Source organism: Streptomyces sp. NPDC088147 (genome assembly GCF_044741565.1).
Classification (GTDB): domain Bacteria; phylum Actinomycetota; class Actinomycetes; order Streptomycetales; family Streptomycetaceae; genus Streptomyces.
In genome coordinates, this window is sequence record NZ_JBIUSY010000001.1 from 455,921 (window position 1) to 472,004 (window position 16,084).

Sequence of the window (16,084 nt, forward strand, 5' to 3'; positions counted from 1 at the left end):
CGGGTGCGTTCTCAAGGGGGCGAGGGGGGGACGGCCGCCTGCTCCGGTGACGCGGGGCGCCGTTCCGGGAAGCGGGGCGCCGTACGGAGAGGCGGGACGCCCGGGGCGGTCAGGTCATCCAGTTGACCGGGTGGTCGCGGTCGGTCAGCGCGGGCCGGTCGAGCCGGAACGTCGTGTAGGGCTCGGCCGTCGCGAGCGCCGGGTCCCGCGCGAGCTCGGACAGCATCCGGCCGAGCGTGGGCGCGAACTTGAAGGCGTGCGCGGCGCCGAGGCCCACCAGCACCCGCTCCGCGCCCGGTACCGGGCCGAGCACGAAGTCGCGGTCCGGTGTGAGGGTGTACAGACAGCGCTTGGACCGGACCGGCCGGCCGCTCCCGGGGAACCGTTCCTCCATGAAGCGGGACAGCAGGCGCAGCATGTCCGGGTCGGTCGTACCGGACCGGTCGTCCGGCCGGACCTCCGGACCGCCGCAGTCCTGACCGGCCTTCACCGTCGCCTCGCCGTAGGCCGGGAAGCCGTAGAAGCACGGGTCGTCGAGCCAGATCCAGACGGGGAAGGCCCCGGGTGCGAACCGGGCCGGGTCCGCCGGCTCGAAGTAGGTGACCTGTTCCTCCAGCACCACCAGCGGGATGTCCCATCCCAGCGGCTCCAGAAGGGTGTTGGCCCACGCGTCCGTGCACAGCACGACCTGGTCGGCGGAGTAGCGCGCGTGCGGTGTGATGACCTCCACCCCGTGTGCGCCGTGCCGTATCCCGGTGACCGGTGTGTTGTCCCGCAGCCGGGCGCCCGCCTCGACGGCCAGCCGCTGCATCGCGGCCGTGGACCGCGCCGCGGGCACGATGGACGTACGTTCCTGGTACATCGCCGTCGTGCCGTCGGGGACGGCGATCTGGGGCCAGCGGACGCGTACCTCGTCCGCGTCCAGGAGTTCGTAGGGGATCCGCTCGGCGGCGAGGCTCTGCCAGTAGTCGTCGAGCGGGAGGCCGGAGTTCTCCGGGCACAGATCGACTCCGCCCGTGCGCGTGACGAACCGCTCACCGGCGGCCTGCTCCAGGCGGGCCCAGTCGTCGTACGCGTGGCGGGTCAGGCGCACGTAGTCGGGTCGGTGGTAGCTGTGCCGGAGGATGCGTGACGTGTCGTGCGACGCGCCGCGTTCGTGGCCGAGCGCGAACTGTTCCAGTCCGAGCACACGCCGCCCCGAAGCCGCGAGATGCCAGGCCGCGGCGGAGCCGAGTCCTCCCAGACCCACGACGACGACATCGAACGACTCGGTCCCTGTGTGCACGTTCATAGGTGGCCTCTCGACGTGGAGCTCGTGTCGCGCGTTCCGCGGACTGGGCCACGGGGAACGGCGACGACGGAAAGGGCTCGGGAACCACTCGCGGTGGTCGGAACGGCGCCCCGGGGCGGGGCCGACGCGTGAGGGCGGCCCCCGCGAGGGAGCGAATACTGAACGACGATGCAGTAACGGATTCGCGCCTGTCAAGAGCGGGTCGCCGGTGGTGTCGCGCGGGCTTCGGGAATATCGCGCGAGAAGCATTGACAAGGCTTGAGGGCCGCCACATGCTTCCCCTTACTTGACTGTTCCGTCAGTCAGTAGTGACCACCGGAAGACCGGAGGCCGGACCGGTACGGACCGTGCCCCTCCGGGTGATCGCCCCCCGCCCCCACCCCAACCTCCCCTTCGCAGAGAGGAGTTGCCGGCACGATGCCTGCGATCCCGTCCGACCGCGGAACCCGAGACAGCGGCCTCGCCGTCTTCCGTGACCCGTCCTCCGTCGCCGTCGTCGGTGCGTCGGCCAACCCGGCGAAGTGGGGGTACTGGCTGGCCCGCGGCGCCCTGACGGGCTCGGCCCGGCGCGCGGTCCACCTGGTCACCCGCGGCGGTGGCGACATCCTCGGCTCCCCCACCGCCGCCTCGCTGAGCGACCTCCCCGAAGTGCCCGAGCTGGTCGCCTTCTGCGTACCCGCCTCGGAGGTACCGGCGGTGGTCGACGAGGCCCTCGCCCTGGGTGTCCGGGGGCTGCTGGGCATCACCGCCGGGGTACCGGACGAGTCCGCACTCGCCGCCCGGGTCGTCGCGTCGGGTGCCAGGATGATCGGCCCCAGCAGCCTCGGCCTCTTCGACGCCGCTTCCTCCCTGCGGATCGCGTGGGGGGACTTCCCCTCCGGCGCGCTGGCCGTGGTGTCGCAGAGCGGACAGGTGGGCAGCGAGATCGCGTTGCTCGCGCGGCGGGCCGGCCTCGGGATATCCCGGTTCGTCTCCGTGGGCGGCCAGGCCGACGTCACGACGGCGGATCTGCTGGAGGACCTCGTCGACCACGGCCTCACCCGTGCCGTCGGTGTCTATCTCGAAGGCTTCCAGGACGGCCGGCGGATCTTCGACGCGGTACGAGCCCTGCGAGCCGCCGGCAAACCCGTCGTGCTGCTCGCCGCCGGCGGCAGCGAGGCCGGGGCCCGCGCCGCGCGCTCCCACACCAGCGCGCTCACCTCACCGATGGAGCTGGTCGACGCCGCCTGCCGGGCGGCGGGCGCGGTGCGGGTGCGAACGCCGTCCGCGCTGGTCGACGTGTCCGCGTGCCTGCTCGCGGACAGCATGCCCGCCGGGCCCAGGGTCGGGATCGTCAGCGACAGCGGCGGACAGGGGGCACTGGCCGCCGACCGTGCGAGCCGGCGGGGCCTGTCGGTGCCGGAACTGAGCGAGCCGGTCGCCTCGGCGCTCGCCCGCTCCCTGCCCGACGGCGCGGCGAGCGCCAACCCGGTCGATCTCGCGGGCGCCGGTGAACGCGACCTCGGTACCTACCGCGAGGTCACGGCCGCCCTGCTGCGCTCCGGAGAGGTCGACAGCGTCATCCTGTCCGGGTACTTCGGCAGATACGGTCTCGACAGCCCGGCGCTCGCCGCGGCGGAGCAGCGCGTCGCGGCCGAACTGGCGGAGACGGCACGGGCCGCCGGAAGGCCGCTCCTCCTGCACTCCATGGGCGCCGACAGCGACGCGGCCCGCATCCTGCGCGAGGCGGGCGTCCCCGTCTTCGCCACCATCGAAACCGCCACCGACGCGCTGGCCGGCGCGGTCGCGCTCCAGGCGCATCCCGGCCGTCTCCTCGCGCCGGCCGGCGCCGTCGACGCGCCGGAAGGGACCGGATACTGGGCGGCACGCGCCCTGCTGAGCGAGGCCGGTCTCGCGTTCCCGGCGGCGCGCCGGGTGCACGACGCCCAGGAAGTGGCGCGGGCCACGGAAGAACTCCGCGCGCCCTATGTGCTCAAGGCCGGCTGGCTGGAGCACAAGAGCGAAGCCGGCGGGGTGCGGACCGGTCTCGACGACACCCCGGACGCGGTCCGCGCGTTCACGGCCATGCGCGCGCGGCTGGGCGACGGACCCTACGTCCTCGAGGAGCAGGACGTACGACCGGACGTGGCCGAAGTGATCGTCGGCGGACGACGGGACGCCTGCCTCGGGCCGATGGTCACGGTCGGCGCCGGCGGTACCGAGGCCGAGGTGCACCGGGACACCGTCACCGAATGCGCTCCGGTCGATCTGGACCTGGCGAGAGCGATGGTGCGCGGACTGCGCTGCGCGCCGCTCCTCGACGGATGGCGCGGACGGCCCGCGGTGGACGTCGAATCACTGGCCAGGGCTGTTGTCGCGGTGTCCGAGCTGGTGGCGCGGCTCACCGGCGACCGCGTCGAACTTGAGGTCAACCCCCTGCGCGCAGGGCCCGACGGTGTGATCGCCGTCGACGCGCTGCTGCTCACGGACCGGGACGACACCGCCCTCGATACCAAGGAAAAGACATGAACCACCGGATACAGCCCGACGAATTCAACGGACGGGTGGCACTGGTCACCGGCGGCGGATCGGGTATCGGCCGGGCCGTCGCGCGACGCTGGGCGGCCGGCGGCGGTCACGTGGCGGTCCTCGGCCGGCGCGAAGAGGCGCTGCGGGAAACCGTCGCGCTCATCGAGGCCGCGGGCGGCAGCGCCGACGCCGTGCCGTGCGACGTGCGCGACGCCGATGCCGTGGACACGGCCGTGGACCGGGTGGCCGCGGAGCGCGGCCGGCTCGACGTGCTGGTCAACAACGCCGCGGGCAACTTCGTGATGCCCGGTGAACAGTTGTCGCCGAACGGCTGGAAGGCCGTCATCGACATCGTCCTCAACGGCACGTTCCACTGCACCCGGGCCGCCGCGCGGCACATGCTGCCGAAGGGCCGCGGCGCGGTCCTCAGCGTGATCGCCGGCTACGCGTGGCACGGACACCCCGGTACCGTGCACAGCGCCGCCGCCAAGGCGGGCGTGCTCGCCATGACACGGACGCTGGCCGTGGAGTGGGCGGCTCGCGGTGTCCGGCTCAACTGCATCGCTCCCGGTCCGACCGAGACCGAGGGTGCCTCGGCCGCTCTCTGGCCGACCCGGGCCGCCCGCGCGCAGGTGCTCAGCAGCGTCCCGGCCGCACGGTTCGCCACCCCGGAGGAGGTGGCGGAGTCCGCGGCGTTCCTGGTCAGCGACCGCGCCTCGTACATCACGGGCGATGTGCTCGTCGCCGACGGCGGCCAGTGGCTCGGCAAGTCCATCTACACCACCCAGCAGGACACACCATGAGCGGCACCCTGACCGGTGGCGAGGCGCTCGTCGCCGCGCTGCACAAGCACGACGTCCGCACCGTCTTCGGGATTCCCGGCACTCACAACCTGCCGGTCTACATGGCGCTCGCGCGCTACGGCATCCGGCATGTCTCGCCCCGGCACGAACAGGGCGCCGCCTTCGCCGCGGACGGCTGGGCCCGTGCGGGCGGACAACCCGGCGTCTGTGTGACCACGACAGGACCGGCCCTGCTCAACGCCGCGACGGCCGCAGCCCAGGCGTACTCCGACTCGGTGCCGATGCTGCTCGTGTCACCGGGCCTGCCGCTGCGCCATCCCGGCCGCGGCAACGGCTATCTGCACGAGGTGAAGGACCAGCGCGCCGCGATGGACGCCGTCGTGGCGTACAGCCACCGGGTCACCAGCGTGGCGGAGATCCCTCTCGCGGTGGCCCAGGCGTACGCCGCGATGGCGACCGGACGGCCGCGTCCGGTGCACCTGGAGATCCCGCTCGACCTTCTCGACGAGCGGGACCGGGTCCATGTGCCCGCGCCGGTGCCGGTGCCTCCGGCCGTCCCGTCCGCCGAACAGGCCGCCGCCGCCGCACGGGTGCTGGCCGCCGCCGAGCGCCCCGTGATCATCGCGGGCGGCGGGAGCAGCGGCGCCGCCCCCGAACTGCGGGAGCTGGCCGAGCGGCTCGGCGCGCCGGTCGTCACCACCGCGAACGGCAAGGGGACCTTCGACGACGGGCACCCGCTCGCCATCGGTGCCGGACCGCACCACGCCGCGGTGCGCGCCCTCGTGGCGGACAGCGATGTGGTGCTGGCCGTGGGCACGGAACTCGCGCCCGCCGACCTGTGGAACGGTCCGCTCGATGTCACCGGACCGCTGGTGCGTGTCGACATCGACGCGCAGGCCGTCGTGACCAACGCCCGCGCCGACGTCGCCGTCGTCGCCGACGCGGCCCTCGCCCTCCGTGCCATCCGTGACCGGCTGCCGCCCGCCGGCCCGTCCGCCCTGGGCAACACCCGTGCCGCGGAGGCCCGTACGGCGTTCACCGCCCAGGCACGGGCCGAGGGCGCACGCTACCTCGGACTCACGGGAGCCCTGGCCCAGGCGCTCGGCCGCGAGGGGTTCCTCGTCGGAGACTCCGCCATGGCCTGCTACTACGGCGCGTTGTCGAATCTGCCCGCCCATCACCCTCGGTCGTTCCTGTACCCGACCGGCCTCGGCACCCTCGGCTACGGACTGCCGGCCGCGATCGGCGCGAAACTCGCCCGCCCCGACGCTCCGGTGGTGGCGCTGCACGGCGACGGCGGGATCATGTTCACCATCCAGGAACTCGCCTCGGCGGCCCAGTTGGGGCTGCCGCTCCCCGTCATCGTCTCGGACAACGGCGGCTACGGCGAGATCCGCGACGAGATGGCCGGCCGCGGGGACACCGTCCACGCCGTCGATCTGCCACGGCCCGATTTCGCCGGGATCGCCCGCGCCATGGGCTGCCACGGCGTACGGATCGACGGCACCGCGCGGCTCGCCCGGGAACTGGAGACCGCGCTCGCCGCCGATCGCCCCACGCTGATCCACCTGCCCGAGGACGCCGCCCGATGACACGCGCGGCGGACGGGGAGGTACGCCCGTACTTCCGGACCGCCGGCGTACGGCCGCACCACCTCACCGGAGGAAACCGTCTCACCGGAGGAAACCATGAACGCACCCACTGAACCCTGGCCGCTCACCGACGAGCAGCGGGCGGTCGTCCAACTCTGCCGCGACTTCGCACGGAACGAGATCCGGCCGCGTGCCCGGGAGGTCGACGAGGCCGATGTCGTCACCCCGGTCGACATCTGGCGCAAGGCCGCGCAGGTCGGCATCACCGACTTCATGCTGCCGACCGAGGTCGGCGGCGGTGGATTCACCGATGTGTTCACCCAGTGTCTCGTCCAGGAGGAACTCTGCTTCGGCGACCCCGGCATCGGCAACCTCGTCTGCTCCAACGGCTTCTTCGCCGACCCGCTGCTCGAACTGGGCACCGACGACCAGAAGAAGCGCTGGCTCGGCCCGCTCGTCGGCCCGGACGCGCCGATGACCGCGCTGGCGACCACCGAGCCCGGCTCGGGGTCGGACGCCGCGTCGATCAAGACCGTGGCCCGGCGCGTCGACGGCGGGTACGTCCTGAGCGGCCAGAAGGCGTGGATCTCCAACGCCGGAGCCGCGCGGTCCTACGTCGTCTTCGCCAAGACGGACCCCACCCAGCGGTCCAGGGGGATCACGGCCTTTCTCGTGGACGCGGACACCGACGGGCTCACCGTCGGCGAGCCGATGCGGAAGATGGGCCAGCGGGCCATCGTCTGCCGGGAGTTGTTCTTCTCGGACGCCTTCGTTCCCGAGGAGAACCGGCTCGGCGCCGAGGGCCAGGGCTTCCACGGTCTGATGCGGACCTTCGACATCTCGCGCGTCATCCTCGGCGCGGCCTCCGTCGGCGCCGCCAGGGCGGCGTACGAATACGCCCGGGACTACGCGCGTACGCGTATCCAGTTCGACCGGCCCATCATCGAGCACCAGGCCGTCGCGTTCCGGCTGGCCGACATGGCCAACCGGATCGAGGGGGCACGGCTGCTGGTCCTGCGCGCCGCACGCGCGGTGGACGCCGGAGCGGATGTGACCGGGTTGGCGGCCATGGCCAAGCTGACCGCGTCGGAGACCGCCATGTTCTGCACCTGGGCCGCCGTACAGACCCTCGGCGGCTGGGGTTACTCACGCGAATACCCGGTGGAGCAGTGGATGCGTGACGCCAAGCTCGAAGAGATCGAAGAGGGCACGTCGGACATCATGCGCATCGTGATCGCACGTCACCTGCCCTGACGCCGCCGGGGCATCGCCGGACAGGAGCCGCCGCCGTGGAAGCGGCGGCGGATATCGGACCAGACACGAGAAAGGCCGTGAAGATGGCACAGCGGGTACGAGGCGTGGTGGCGCGGGCGCAAGGCGAACCGGTCCGGCTGGAGACGATCGTGGTGCCGGATCCGGGTCCCGGCGAAGCCGTGGTGAAGGTCCAGGCGTGCGGGGTGTGCCACACCGATCTGCACTACCGCGAGGGCGGGATCAGCGGCGACTTCCCGTTCCTGCTGGGCCACGAGGCGGCCGGAACGGTGGAGTCCGTGGGCGAGGGGGTGACGGATGTCGCCCCGGGGGACTTCGTCGTCCTCAACTGGCGTGCGGTGTGCGGCCGGTGCCGCGCCTGTCGCCGGGGCAGGCCCTGGTACTGCTTCGACACCCACAACGCGCGGCAACGCATGAGCCTGACGGACGGCACCGAACTGTCCCCCGCCCTCGGCATCGGTGCCTTCGCCGAGAAGACCCTGGTCTCCGCGGGTCAGTGCACCAAGGTCGACCCGGCCGCCTCACCGGCCGCCGCGGGTCTCCTCGGCTGCGGTGTGATGGCCGGTATCGGAGCCGCGATCAACACCGGAGGCGTCGGCCGGGGCGACTCGGTGGCGGTGATCGGCTGTGGCGGCGTCGGGGCGGCGGCGATCGCGGGCTCCGCGTTGGCCGGTGCGGCGTGCGTCATCGCCGTCGACATCGACGACCGCAAGCTGGAGACGGCCCGCGGGCTCGGTGCCACGCACACCGTCAACTCCCGCTCGCAGGACGCCGTGGAGGCGATCCGCGCGCTCACCGGGGGCCACGGCGCCGACGTCGTCATCGAGGCCGTCGGCCGCCCGGAGACGTACGAACAGGCCTTCTACGCCCGTGACCTGGCCGGCACCGTCGTCCTCGTCGGCGTCCCCACGCCCGACATGCGCGTGGACCTGCCGCTCCTGGACGTGTTCGGGCGCGGCGGCGCGCTGAAGTCCTCCTGGTACGGCGACTGCCTGCCGTCCCGGGACTTCCCGATGCTGATCGATCTGTACCGGCGGGGGCGACTGGACCTGGACGCCTTCGTCACCGAGACCATCGGACTGGACGGCGTGGAGGAGGCGTTCACGCGCATGCACAAGGGCGACGTGCTCCGCTCGGTGGTGGTGTTGTAACAGGACGGATCAGCCGACCCGTCGAAGCCGTCCCCGTCCCGGCCGTCCCCGTCCCGGCCGTCTTCGTCCCGGCCGTCTTCGTGTCACCGCTCGGCGTGGTGCCGGTTCAGCCCATCGGCTCTTTCCCGGGCGCGGACGAGGGCGCGCCGGTCCAGCGGCGCAGGGCGGCTTCGAGGCCGGCGACGGCGGCGCCGCCGGTGGTGTCGGAGGCCCAGGCGACCACGCCGTCCGGGCGTACCAGCACCCCCGTCGGCGTCCCGTGGCCGTCGGTCACGGTGGTCACTCGCCCGGACCGGGTCGCGGCGAGGCGGGCGAACGCGCCGTCCGGAGTGCGGTCGAGCAGCAGGAACCCGCCGCCGTGACCGTGGTCGGCCAGACGGGAGCCGTCCCGGCACCACAGGTCGGGGACGAACCGGCCGACCAGCGGATGGCCGCCGGGCAGGTCGACGTGCTGCGTGACGCCGGAGATCTTCTTCACCGCGTAGGTCGTGCCGTCCCGGGTGCTCAGCAGACCGGCGACGACCTCCCGGAGCGCGGCCGACTTGGGGTCCCCGCGCAACACTCCGATCTGGGCCCGCGTCCAGTCCAGCACCCAGGCGCCGAGGGGACGACGCTCGGCGTCGTAGGTGTCGAGCAGCCCGTCGGGCGCCCACCCCGCGACCACGGCACCGAGCTTCCACCCGAGGTTCATCGCGTCGCCGACCCCGAGATTCAGCCCCTGACCGCCGAACGGCGGGTGCACGTGCGCGGCGTCGCCCGCCAGGAGCACGTGCCCCGAACGGTAGGCCGCGGCCTGGCGTGTGTTGTCCGTCCAGCGGGTCGGGGCGGCGCGCAGCGCGGTCAGTGTGACGTCGGTGCCCGAGATCCGGCGCAGACTGGTCTGCACCTGTTCGAGGGTGACCGGTGTCGAGCGGTCGGCGGGAGGCGCGTCGAACTCCAGCGTGGCCACCCTCCCGGGCTGTGGCCCGTAGCGGTACGCCCCTCGGGTCGACCACACCCATCCGTTGGCGAGCTTCTCGGGGTCGGCGATGTCGGCGACCGCCTGGTAGCCGGTGAGTTCGGGGTCGGTGCCCGGGAAGCCGATGCCCGCGAGACGGCGCACGGCGCTGTGCCCGCCGTCGCACCCGACCAGCCATCCGGTGCGCATCGTGCCGGCGGTGGTGGTGACGAACACACCGTCGCCGGTGTCGTCGAGCGCGGTGACCTCCACCCCGCGACGTACCGGCACGCCGAGTCGTGCGACGTGGCCGGCCAGCAGCGCCTCCAGCTGAGGCTGCGGCACCATCCGTGCCCCGTCGGCGGCGGCGTGCGCGGCAAGGTCGGGATCGGACCAGTCCACGAGGTCGGGGTCGAGGCTCATTCCCGCGAAGTGCCCGGTGAATCGTGACCGGGGCGCTCGCCCGCCGACTCCGGCGGGCGGGGCGTCGGCCGTGCCGGAGAACGACCCCACGCGCTCCAGCGTCTCGCGCTGCACCTGTTCGGCCGCGGGCAGCAGACCGCGGCGGTCGAGTGCCTCGGCTGTCGGCACGTTGATCGACTGCGCCTTCATCGCCTCGTCCGGCCGGGCCCGCCGCTCGATCACCCGCACCGTCGCCCCGGAGAGTGCCAGCTCCGCCGCGAGCACGAGGCCCACCGGCCCGGCTCCCACCACGGTCACATCCACGTCCACATCCACATCCACGTCATCGTCATCGTTCGCATATGTCGTCACGAACAGCGTTCTATATACGAACGCTGTTCGTGTCAAGCTATGATGGCGGGGTGAACCCGAGAGAACGACGCGCGGCGCGCCACCGGCCACCGAACCCCGAGGCCGAAGCGGGCCCCAGGCCACGGCGCCGCAAGGCCCCGATCACCGTGGAGCAGGTGGTCGACACCGCACTGAACGTCATCGTCACAGAGGGCTACGAGGCGCTGACCATGCGCCGCCTCGCCGCCGCGCTCGACACCGGACCCGCCTCGCTCTACGCCCACGTGGTGAACAAGGCCGACCTCGACGAACTGCTCATCGGGCGGCTGTGCGCCGCGCTCGTACTGCCCGAGCCCGACCCCGCGGCCTGGCGGGAACAGATCCGCGGTGTGTGCACCCAGATGCGCGACCAGTACCTGAAGTACCCCGGAATCTCCCGTGCCGCGCTCGCCATGGCCCCCAGCGACCTCGAGACCGTGCGCGTCACCGAAGGGATGCTGGCGATCCTGCTCGCCGGCGGCGTCGCCCCGCAGGCCGCCGCCTGGGCCATCGACGCCCTGTTGCTGTACGTGGCCGCCTACTGCCTCGAAGTGTCGATCGCGCGCCGGCGATCGGCGCACGCCGACGACGCCGCCTGGGTCCTCGACCGGGACGAACTGCTCCGCCGGTTCACCGCCCTGCCCGCCGGGAGCTTTCCCCACACCACCCGCCACGCCGCCGAGCTCACGGCCGGCGAGGGACATGACCGGTTCGACTTCACCCTCGCCCTGATGATCGACGGCCTCGTACACCGTTGACCTGGAGGTATGCGCCGACTCCCGACGCGGGGTCCGGCGACCCCGACCGGCTCCCGACGCGCGGTCCGTCGGTCCCGACCGGCTCCCGGCAGTGTCCGGTGGCCCGGCCGCGGGAGGTGTTCCGGGAGCCGCCCACCCCCGCCGTTCTCATCCCTCCGCGTCCGCCGGGCCGACGGAACGGTGGAATCCGCGGTGCAGCTCGCGTACGTGTGCGGCCAGTTCCGGCACCGGGCCCTCGACAGTCACCCCGGGCACGACGTCGTTGATCGGCAGGGCCCGCACCGGAGGCGCCGGTACCCCCAACTCGCCCAGCCAGGATACGAGTTGCTCCGAGGAGGCGACGTACACGATCCGGCCGAGACCGACCCAGCCATGCGCCGCCGCGCACATGGGGCAGTGCTCACCGGACGTGTAGACGGTCGCCGCCGCCCGCTCCGGTGGCGTCAGATGGGACGCCGCCCAACGCGCCAGCTCGAACTCCGGGTGACGGGTGTGATCGCCGGAAGCCACCCGGTTGCGGTCCTCGGCCAGCACCGCGCCGTCCGCCGCCACCAGCACCGAGCCGAAGGGTTCGTCACCGGCCTCCAGCGCCTCGGCCGCCAGCTCCACACAGCGCCGCAAGTACCGCAGTTCACTGCCGTCCACCATGCCGCACCCCATCCAGCCTGTCCGCGAGGTCCCTCTCGCGTCTCAGCCTAGCCAGTGAGGCCGCGTTTCCTTCGATGCCACAACAGGTCCCGCGGCGGCCCGGCGGGCCACCGTGATCCGGCGGACCTCGCTCAGACTCTTGACAGATTCGTTGGCGGATTAAAGCCTATGGCAACGTTGTCAGGCGGGCCGGTTCAGGCCGCCTGCTCTTGAGGGCTCGCCTGGAATGGATCACGTCACTCATGTCTGACCAGTCATCTCACCCTTCCCGCAGGGCCGTTGTCGCGACCGGATCGACCCTGCTCGCGAGCTTCGGGCTCGGGGCCGCGTTCTCCGGTACGAGTTACGCCGCGGGGGCCGCGGTCGCCGCCGGCGACGCCGGGTCCCGGGGTGAACTCGCCGCGTACCGGCCCGTCGAGGTGTCGTCCGTCGACTACGCGCCCACACCGGGCGAGTTCGTGGTGGACAAGCTCACGTCCACCGGTGTGAAGGGCAGTGGGTGGCGGGCCGCCGGGGGTGACCCGCAGTGGATCTCCATCGATCTCCAGGCGGAGTGCGAGGTCGATTCCGTACGGCTGACCTTCGAGGCGACCAAGGACGACCCGGTCTTCACCCCGTCCACCAGCGGCAATCCGCGGGACAGCACGACCGGCCAGGAGATCCTGTCCAGCTGTGCGGTGGCTTTCACCATCGAGACGTCCCGGGACAGGCGTGAGTGGACCACGGTGTACCGCACCGCGTCGGGCGCCGGCGGGGTGGCGGAGATCGAGCTGGCCAAGCCGGTCAGGGCGCGCTGGGTGCGGATGACCGTGACGAAGCGGTCGAACGCCAACCCACTGGGCCTCAACGGCTTCGAGGTCTACGGCACGGCCAGGGGCCACAGGCCCGCGGCCAGCGGATGGACCGACTGGGGCAGGCACGACCACCGCGCGCCCGCGCTGGAGGTCGCCGACGACGGAACGGTCCCGCTGGAGTCGGGCTGGACGCTGACGATGGACGACTGGGCCGGAGCCGAGGGCGCCGAGCTGTCCCGGCCCTCCGTCGACACCAGCCGCTGGCTGCCCGCGACCGTACCCGGCACCGTCCTCGGTTCGCTGGTGGACCAGGGCCACCTGCCCGATCCGGTCGCCGGGCTGAACAACCTCCGCATACCCGAGGCCCTTTCGCGCCACGCGTGGTGGTACCGGCGCGGTTTCCGGCTGCCGCGCGGTCTGCGCACCGGCCCCGGCCGCCACGTCTGGCTGGAGTTCGACGGCGTCAACCACCAGGCCGACATCTGGCTCAACGGCGAGCAGGTGGGCGGGCTGACGTATCCCTTCGCGCGCTCCGCCCACGACGTGACGCGCCTGCTGGTCTCCGGCGGCGGCGAGCAGGCGCTCGCGGTACGGATCACGCCCATGCCCTTCCCCGGCAGCCCCGGGGACAAGAGCGAGGCGGGTCTGGCCTTCGTGGACGCCGGGGCCACCATGATGAACCGCAACTCACCCACGTATCTGGCCGCTTCCGGCTGGGACTGGATGCCTGCCGTACGCGACCGTGTCTCGGGCATCTGGAACCACGTACGGCTGCGCTCGACGGGGCACGCCGTCCTCGGTGACCCGCGCGTGGACACCACACTGCCCGGACTGCCCGACACCGGCACCGCCGAGGTCACGATCGTGGTGCCGGTGCGCAACGCGGACTCCGCCGAACGGCGCGTGACCGTGACCGCGTCGTTCGACGACGTACGGGTCTCCAGGACCGTCACCGTGCCCGGTGGCACGAGCACCGACGTGATCTTCGCGCCCGCCGACCACGCGCGGCTGCGCGTGCGCGACCCGAAGCTGTGGTGGCCCAACGGCTACGGCGAGCCCGCCCTGCACGATCTGACGCTCGTCGCCGCGGTCGACGGCGCGGAGAGCGACCGGCGCACCACCCGCTTCGGCATCCGCCAGTTCGGCTATGAGTACGCGGTGCCGCTCCCCTTCGGCGGCGGCACCGACATGTATACGCAGTCGGTGGACGTGGGCGCCAGGAAGGCCCGGTACGTGCGCGTCAGGTGCCTGACGCGCGCCACCGACTGGGGCTCGTCGCTGTGGGGCCTCTCGGTGATCGACAGCGCCGCGCCCGGCACCGACCTGGCACTGCACAGAACCGCCACCGCCTCGTCCGTCGACGAGGCGGGCCATGAAGCCGCCCATGTCACGGACGGGGACGCGAAGACACGCTGGGCATCGGCGTTCGAGGACGACCAGTGGATCCAGGTGGACCTCGGCGGGGCGGTGTCCTTCGACCGGGTGGAGCTGCGGTGGGAGCGGGCGTACGCCAGGACGTATGTGGTGCAGGTCTCGGACGACGGCGACACCTGGACGGACGCGGAGTCGGTCGACAACTCGGCGGTACCCCTGCCGTTCGAGAACGCCAACGCGAGTCTCCAGAGCGTCGACATCGGCGCCCACGAGGCCCGGTACGTGCGGCTGAGCGGCGGTGAGCGGGCGACCAGTTGGGGCTCCTCGCTGTGGAGCCTGTCGGTGATCGACAGCGCGGCGCCCGGCACCGACCTGGCGCTGCGCAGGACCGCCACCGCCTCCACGGAGGACGGCGACAACAAGGCGGCCAACGCCACCGACGGCAGGTCCGACACCCGCTGGTCCTCCGCGTACGAGGACGACCAGTGGATCCAGGTGGACCTCGGCGGGTCCGTGTCCTTCGACCGCGTCGTGGTCGTGTGGGAGCCGGCCTACCCCAAGACGTACGTCATCCAGGTGTCCGACGACGGTGACAGCTGGACGGATGTGAAGGCCGTCGACAACACCCCCGAGCCGCTGAAGATCAGTGTCAACGGCGTCCGGGTCTTCTGCCGGGGCGGCAACTGGGGCTGGGACGAACTGCTGCGCCGGATGCCCGCCGAGCGGATGGACACGGCGGTGCGCATGCACAGGGACATGAACTTCACCATGATCCGCAACTGGCTCGGCAGCAGCAACCGGGAGGAGTTCTTCGCCAGTTGTGACGAGTACGGCCTGCTCGTGTGGAACGACTTCCCGAACGCCTGGGCGATGGACCCGCCGGATCACGACGCGTTCAACAGCGTGGCGCGCGACACCGTGCTCCGCTACCGCATCCACCCCAGTGTCGTCGTCTGGTGCGGTGCCAACGAGGGCAACCCGCCCGCGGCGATCGACACCGGCATGCGCGAGGCCGTCCAGTCGCAGGCACCGGGCATCCTGTACCAGAACAACTCCGCGGGTGGCATCATCTCCGGCGGCGGCCCGTACGGCTGGGTCGAGCCGGAACGCTACTTCTCCCGGTCCACCTACGGCGGCGGCCACTTCGGCTTCCACACCGAGATCGGCATGCCCGTGGTCTCCACGGCCGAGAGCATGCGCAACCTGGTCGGCGACGAGCCGGAATGGCCGATCGGCGACGCGTGGTACTACCACGACTGGAGCACCCGGGGGAATCAGGCTCCGCAGAACTACCGCGCCGCCATCGAGGCCCGCCTCGACACGGCGAAGGATCTGGACGACTTCGCCCGCAAGGCGCAGTTCGTCAACTACGAGAGCACCCGGGCCATGTTCGAGGCGTGGAACGCCAACCTGTGGAAGGACGCCAGCGGCCTGATGCTCTGGATGTCCCACCCGGCCTGGCACAGCACCGTCTGGCAGACGTACGACTACGACTTCGACGTCAACGGCACCTACTACGGCGCGCGCACGGCCTGCGAACCGTTCCATGTGCAGGCCGACCCACAGAAGTGGGAGGTCATCGCCGTCAATCACACCGCCCGCGAGCTGAAAGGTGTGACGGTCACCGCCCGGCTCCACGATCTGTCCGGGCGCCAACTCGGGTCCACCCGGCGTACGAAGCTCGACGTCGCTCCGTCGGCCACGGCCGTCGCGTTCACCGCCGGCTTCGGATCGGACCTCCCGGACCTGCATCTGCTGCGGCTGAGCCTGGAGGACAGCAAGGGCAGGCCGCTGTCCCAGAACACCTACTGGCGCTACCGCGAGACAGCCGACATGCGGGCGCTCAACCGGACCAGGACGGTCACGATCACGGCGGACCTGGGCCATGTCTCCCGGTCCGGGGCGCGGCGCACCATGACCGCGACCGTGCGCAATCGGGGCGCCGCTGTCGCGTCGATGGTGCGGTTGTCGCTGCTCGACGCGCAGAACGGACGACGCGTGCTGCCGACGCTCTACAGCGACAACTACCTGTGGCTGCTGCCCGGTGAGTCCCGGACGGTGACCCTGTCCTGGCCGGCGGACGCCCTTCACTCCGGACGGCCCGCCCTTCAGACCGAGGCATACAACAGCGCACGGACCGTGACCCGCGCGTAGGAGATTGCCC

General features: G+C 72.1%; 10 protein-coding genes. 7 read left to right on the forward strand and 3 right to left on the reverse strand.

The features are described 5' to 3' along the window. Positions 1–109: 109 nt before the first annotated feature. Positions 110–1,291: an N-methyl-L-tryptophan oxidase gene (solA, locus tag ACIOGX_RS01755; protein ID WP_401909342.1), complete on the reverse strand. Its 1,182-nt coding sequence runs from the start codon at positions 1,289–1,291 to the stop codon at positions 110–112. Between the two features lie 417 nt (positions 1,292–1,708). Between solA and ACIOGX_RS01760 the strand changes: the two genes are divergently transcribed. From ACIOGX_RS01760 to ACIOGX_RS01780, 5 genes are all read left to right on the forward strand, one after another. Continuing rightward, on the forward strand, positions 1,709–3,799 hold the full coding sequence (locus tag ACIOGX_RS01760; RefSeq protein ID WP_401909345.1) for an acetate--CoA ligase family protein: 2,091 nt from the start codon (positions 1,709–1,711) through the stop codon (positions 3,797–3,799). Next, complete coding sequence (locus ACIOGX_RS01765) at positions 3,796–4,602, forward strand: SDR family oxidoreductase (RefSeq protein ID WP_356517433.1); 807 nt, start codon at positions 3,796–3,798, stop codon at positions 4,600–4,602. Before ACIOGX_RS01760 ends, ACIOGX_RS01765 begins: the two co-directional genes overlap by 4 nt. Beyond that, positions 4,599–6,194 (forward strand): 5-guanidino-2-oxopentanoate decarboxylase, encoded by a 1,596-nt coding sequence (locus ACIOGX_RS01770; protein ID WP_401758816.1) that lies wholly within the window; start codon positions 4,599–4,601, stop codon positions 6,192–6,194. The genes ACIOGX_RS01765 and ACIOGX_RS01770 overlap by 4 nt, the downstream gene beginning before the upstream one ends. A 96-nt stretch (positions 6,195–6,290) precedes the next feature. Next, positions 6,291–7,448: an acyl-CoA dehydrogenase family protein gene (locus ACIOGX_RS01775; protein ID WP_356517437.1), complete on the forward strand. Its 1,158-nt coding sequence runs from the start codon at positions 6,291–6,293 to the stop codon at positions 7,446–7,448. 83 nt (positions 7,449–7,531) lie between these two features. Beyond that, positions 7,532–8,617 (forward strand): S-(hydroxymethyl)mycothiol dehydrogenase, encoded by a 1,086-nt coding sequence (locus ACIOGX_RS01780; protein WP_401909350.1) that lies wholly within the window; start codon positions 7,532–7,534, stop codon positions 8,615–8,617. 106 nt (positions 8,618–8,723) lie between these two features. On the opposite strand, the gene ACIOGX_RS01785 is transcribed toward ACIOGX_RS01780, so the two are convergent. Further along, the gene (locus ACIOGX_RS01785) at positions 8,724–10,328 is read right to left on the reverse strand and encodes an FAD-dependent monooxygenase (RefSeq protein ID WP_401909352.1); all 1,605 of its coding nucleotides are present in this window, start codon (positions 10,326–10,328) and stop codon (positions 8,724–8,726) included. A 50-nt stretch (positions 10,329–10,378) separates the two neighbouring features. On the opposite strand from ACIOGX_RS01785, the gene ACIOGX_RS01790 reads away from it, so the two are divergent. Next, the gene (locus ACIOGX_RS01790) at positions 10,379–11,104 is read left to right on the forward strand and encodes a TetR/AcrR family transcriptional regulator (protein WP_401909355.1); all 726 of its coding nucleotides are present in this window, start codon (positions 10,379–10,381) and stop codon (positions 11,102–11,104) included. A 147-nt stretch (positions 11,105–11,251) separates the two neighbouring features. Here ACIOGX_RS01790 and ACIOGX_RS01795 read toward each other — a convergent pair whose 3' ends face one another. Next, positions 11,252–11,752, reverse strand: coding sequence for a nucleoside deaminase (locus ACIOGX_RS01795; RefSeq protein ID WP_401909357.1), 501 nt, complete (start codon positions 11,750–11,752; stop codon positions 11,252–11,254). 242 nt (positions 11,753–11,994) lie between these two features. On the opposite strand from ACIOGX_RS01795, the gene ACIOGX_RS01800 reads away from it, so the two are divergent. Next, a complete protein-coding gene (locus ACIOGX_RS01800) occupies positions 11,995–16,074 on the forward strand; it encodes a discoidin domain-containing protein (RefSeq protein WP_401909360.1) in 4,080 nt (1,359 codons plus the stop codon). Positions 16,075–16,084 lie beyond the last annotated feature (10 nt).

Excerpts from the sequence above, each read along its gene's own strand:
- ACIOGX_RS01760 (WP_401909345.1), top strand. The coding sequence starts at position 1,709 with ATGCCTGCGATCCCGTCCGACCGCGGAACCCGAGACAGCGGCCTCGCC.
- ACIOGX_RS01800 (WP_401909360.1), top strand. The coding sequence starts at position 11,995 with ATGTCTGACCAGTCATCTCACCCTTCCCGCAGGGCCGTTGTCGCGACC.
- ACIOGX_RS01780 (WP_401909350.1), top strand. The coding sequence starts at position 7,532 with ATGGCACAGCGGGTACGAGGCGTGGTGGCGCGGGCGCAAGGCGAACCG.
- ACIOGX_RS01770 (WP_401758816.1), top strand. The coding sequence starts at position 4,599 with ATGAGCGGCACCCTGACCGGTGGCGAGGCGCTCGTCGCCGCGCTGCAC.
- ACIOGX_RS01795 (WP_401909357.1), bottom strand. The coding sequence starts at position 11,752 with ATGGTGGACGGCAGTGAACTGCGGTACTTGCGGCGCTGTGTGGAGCTG.
- ACIOGX_RS01775 (WP_356517437.1), top strand. The coding sequence starts at position 6,291 with ATGAACGCACCCACTGAACCCTGGCCGCTCACCGACGAGCAGCGGGCG.
- solA (WP_401909342.1), bottom strand. The coding sequence starts at position 1,291 with ATGAACGTGCACACAGGGACCGAGTCGTTCGATGTCGTCGTCGTGGGT.
- ACIOGX_RS01765 (WP_356517433.1), top strand. The coding sequence starts at position 3,796 with ATGAACCACCGGATACAGCCCGACGAATTCAACGGACGGGTGGCACTG.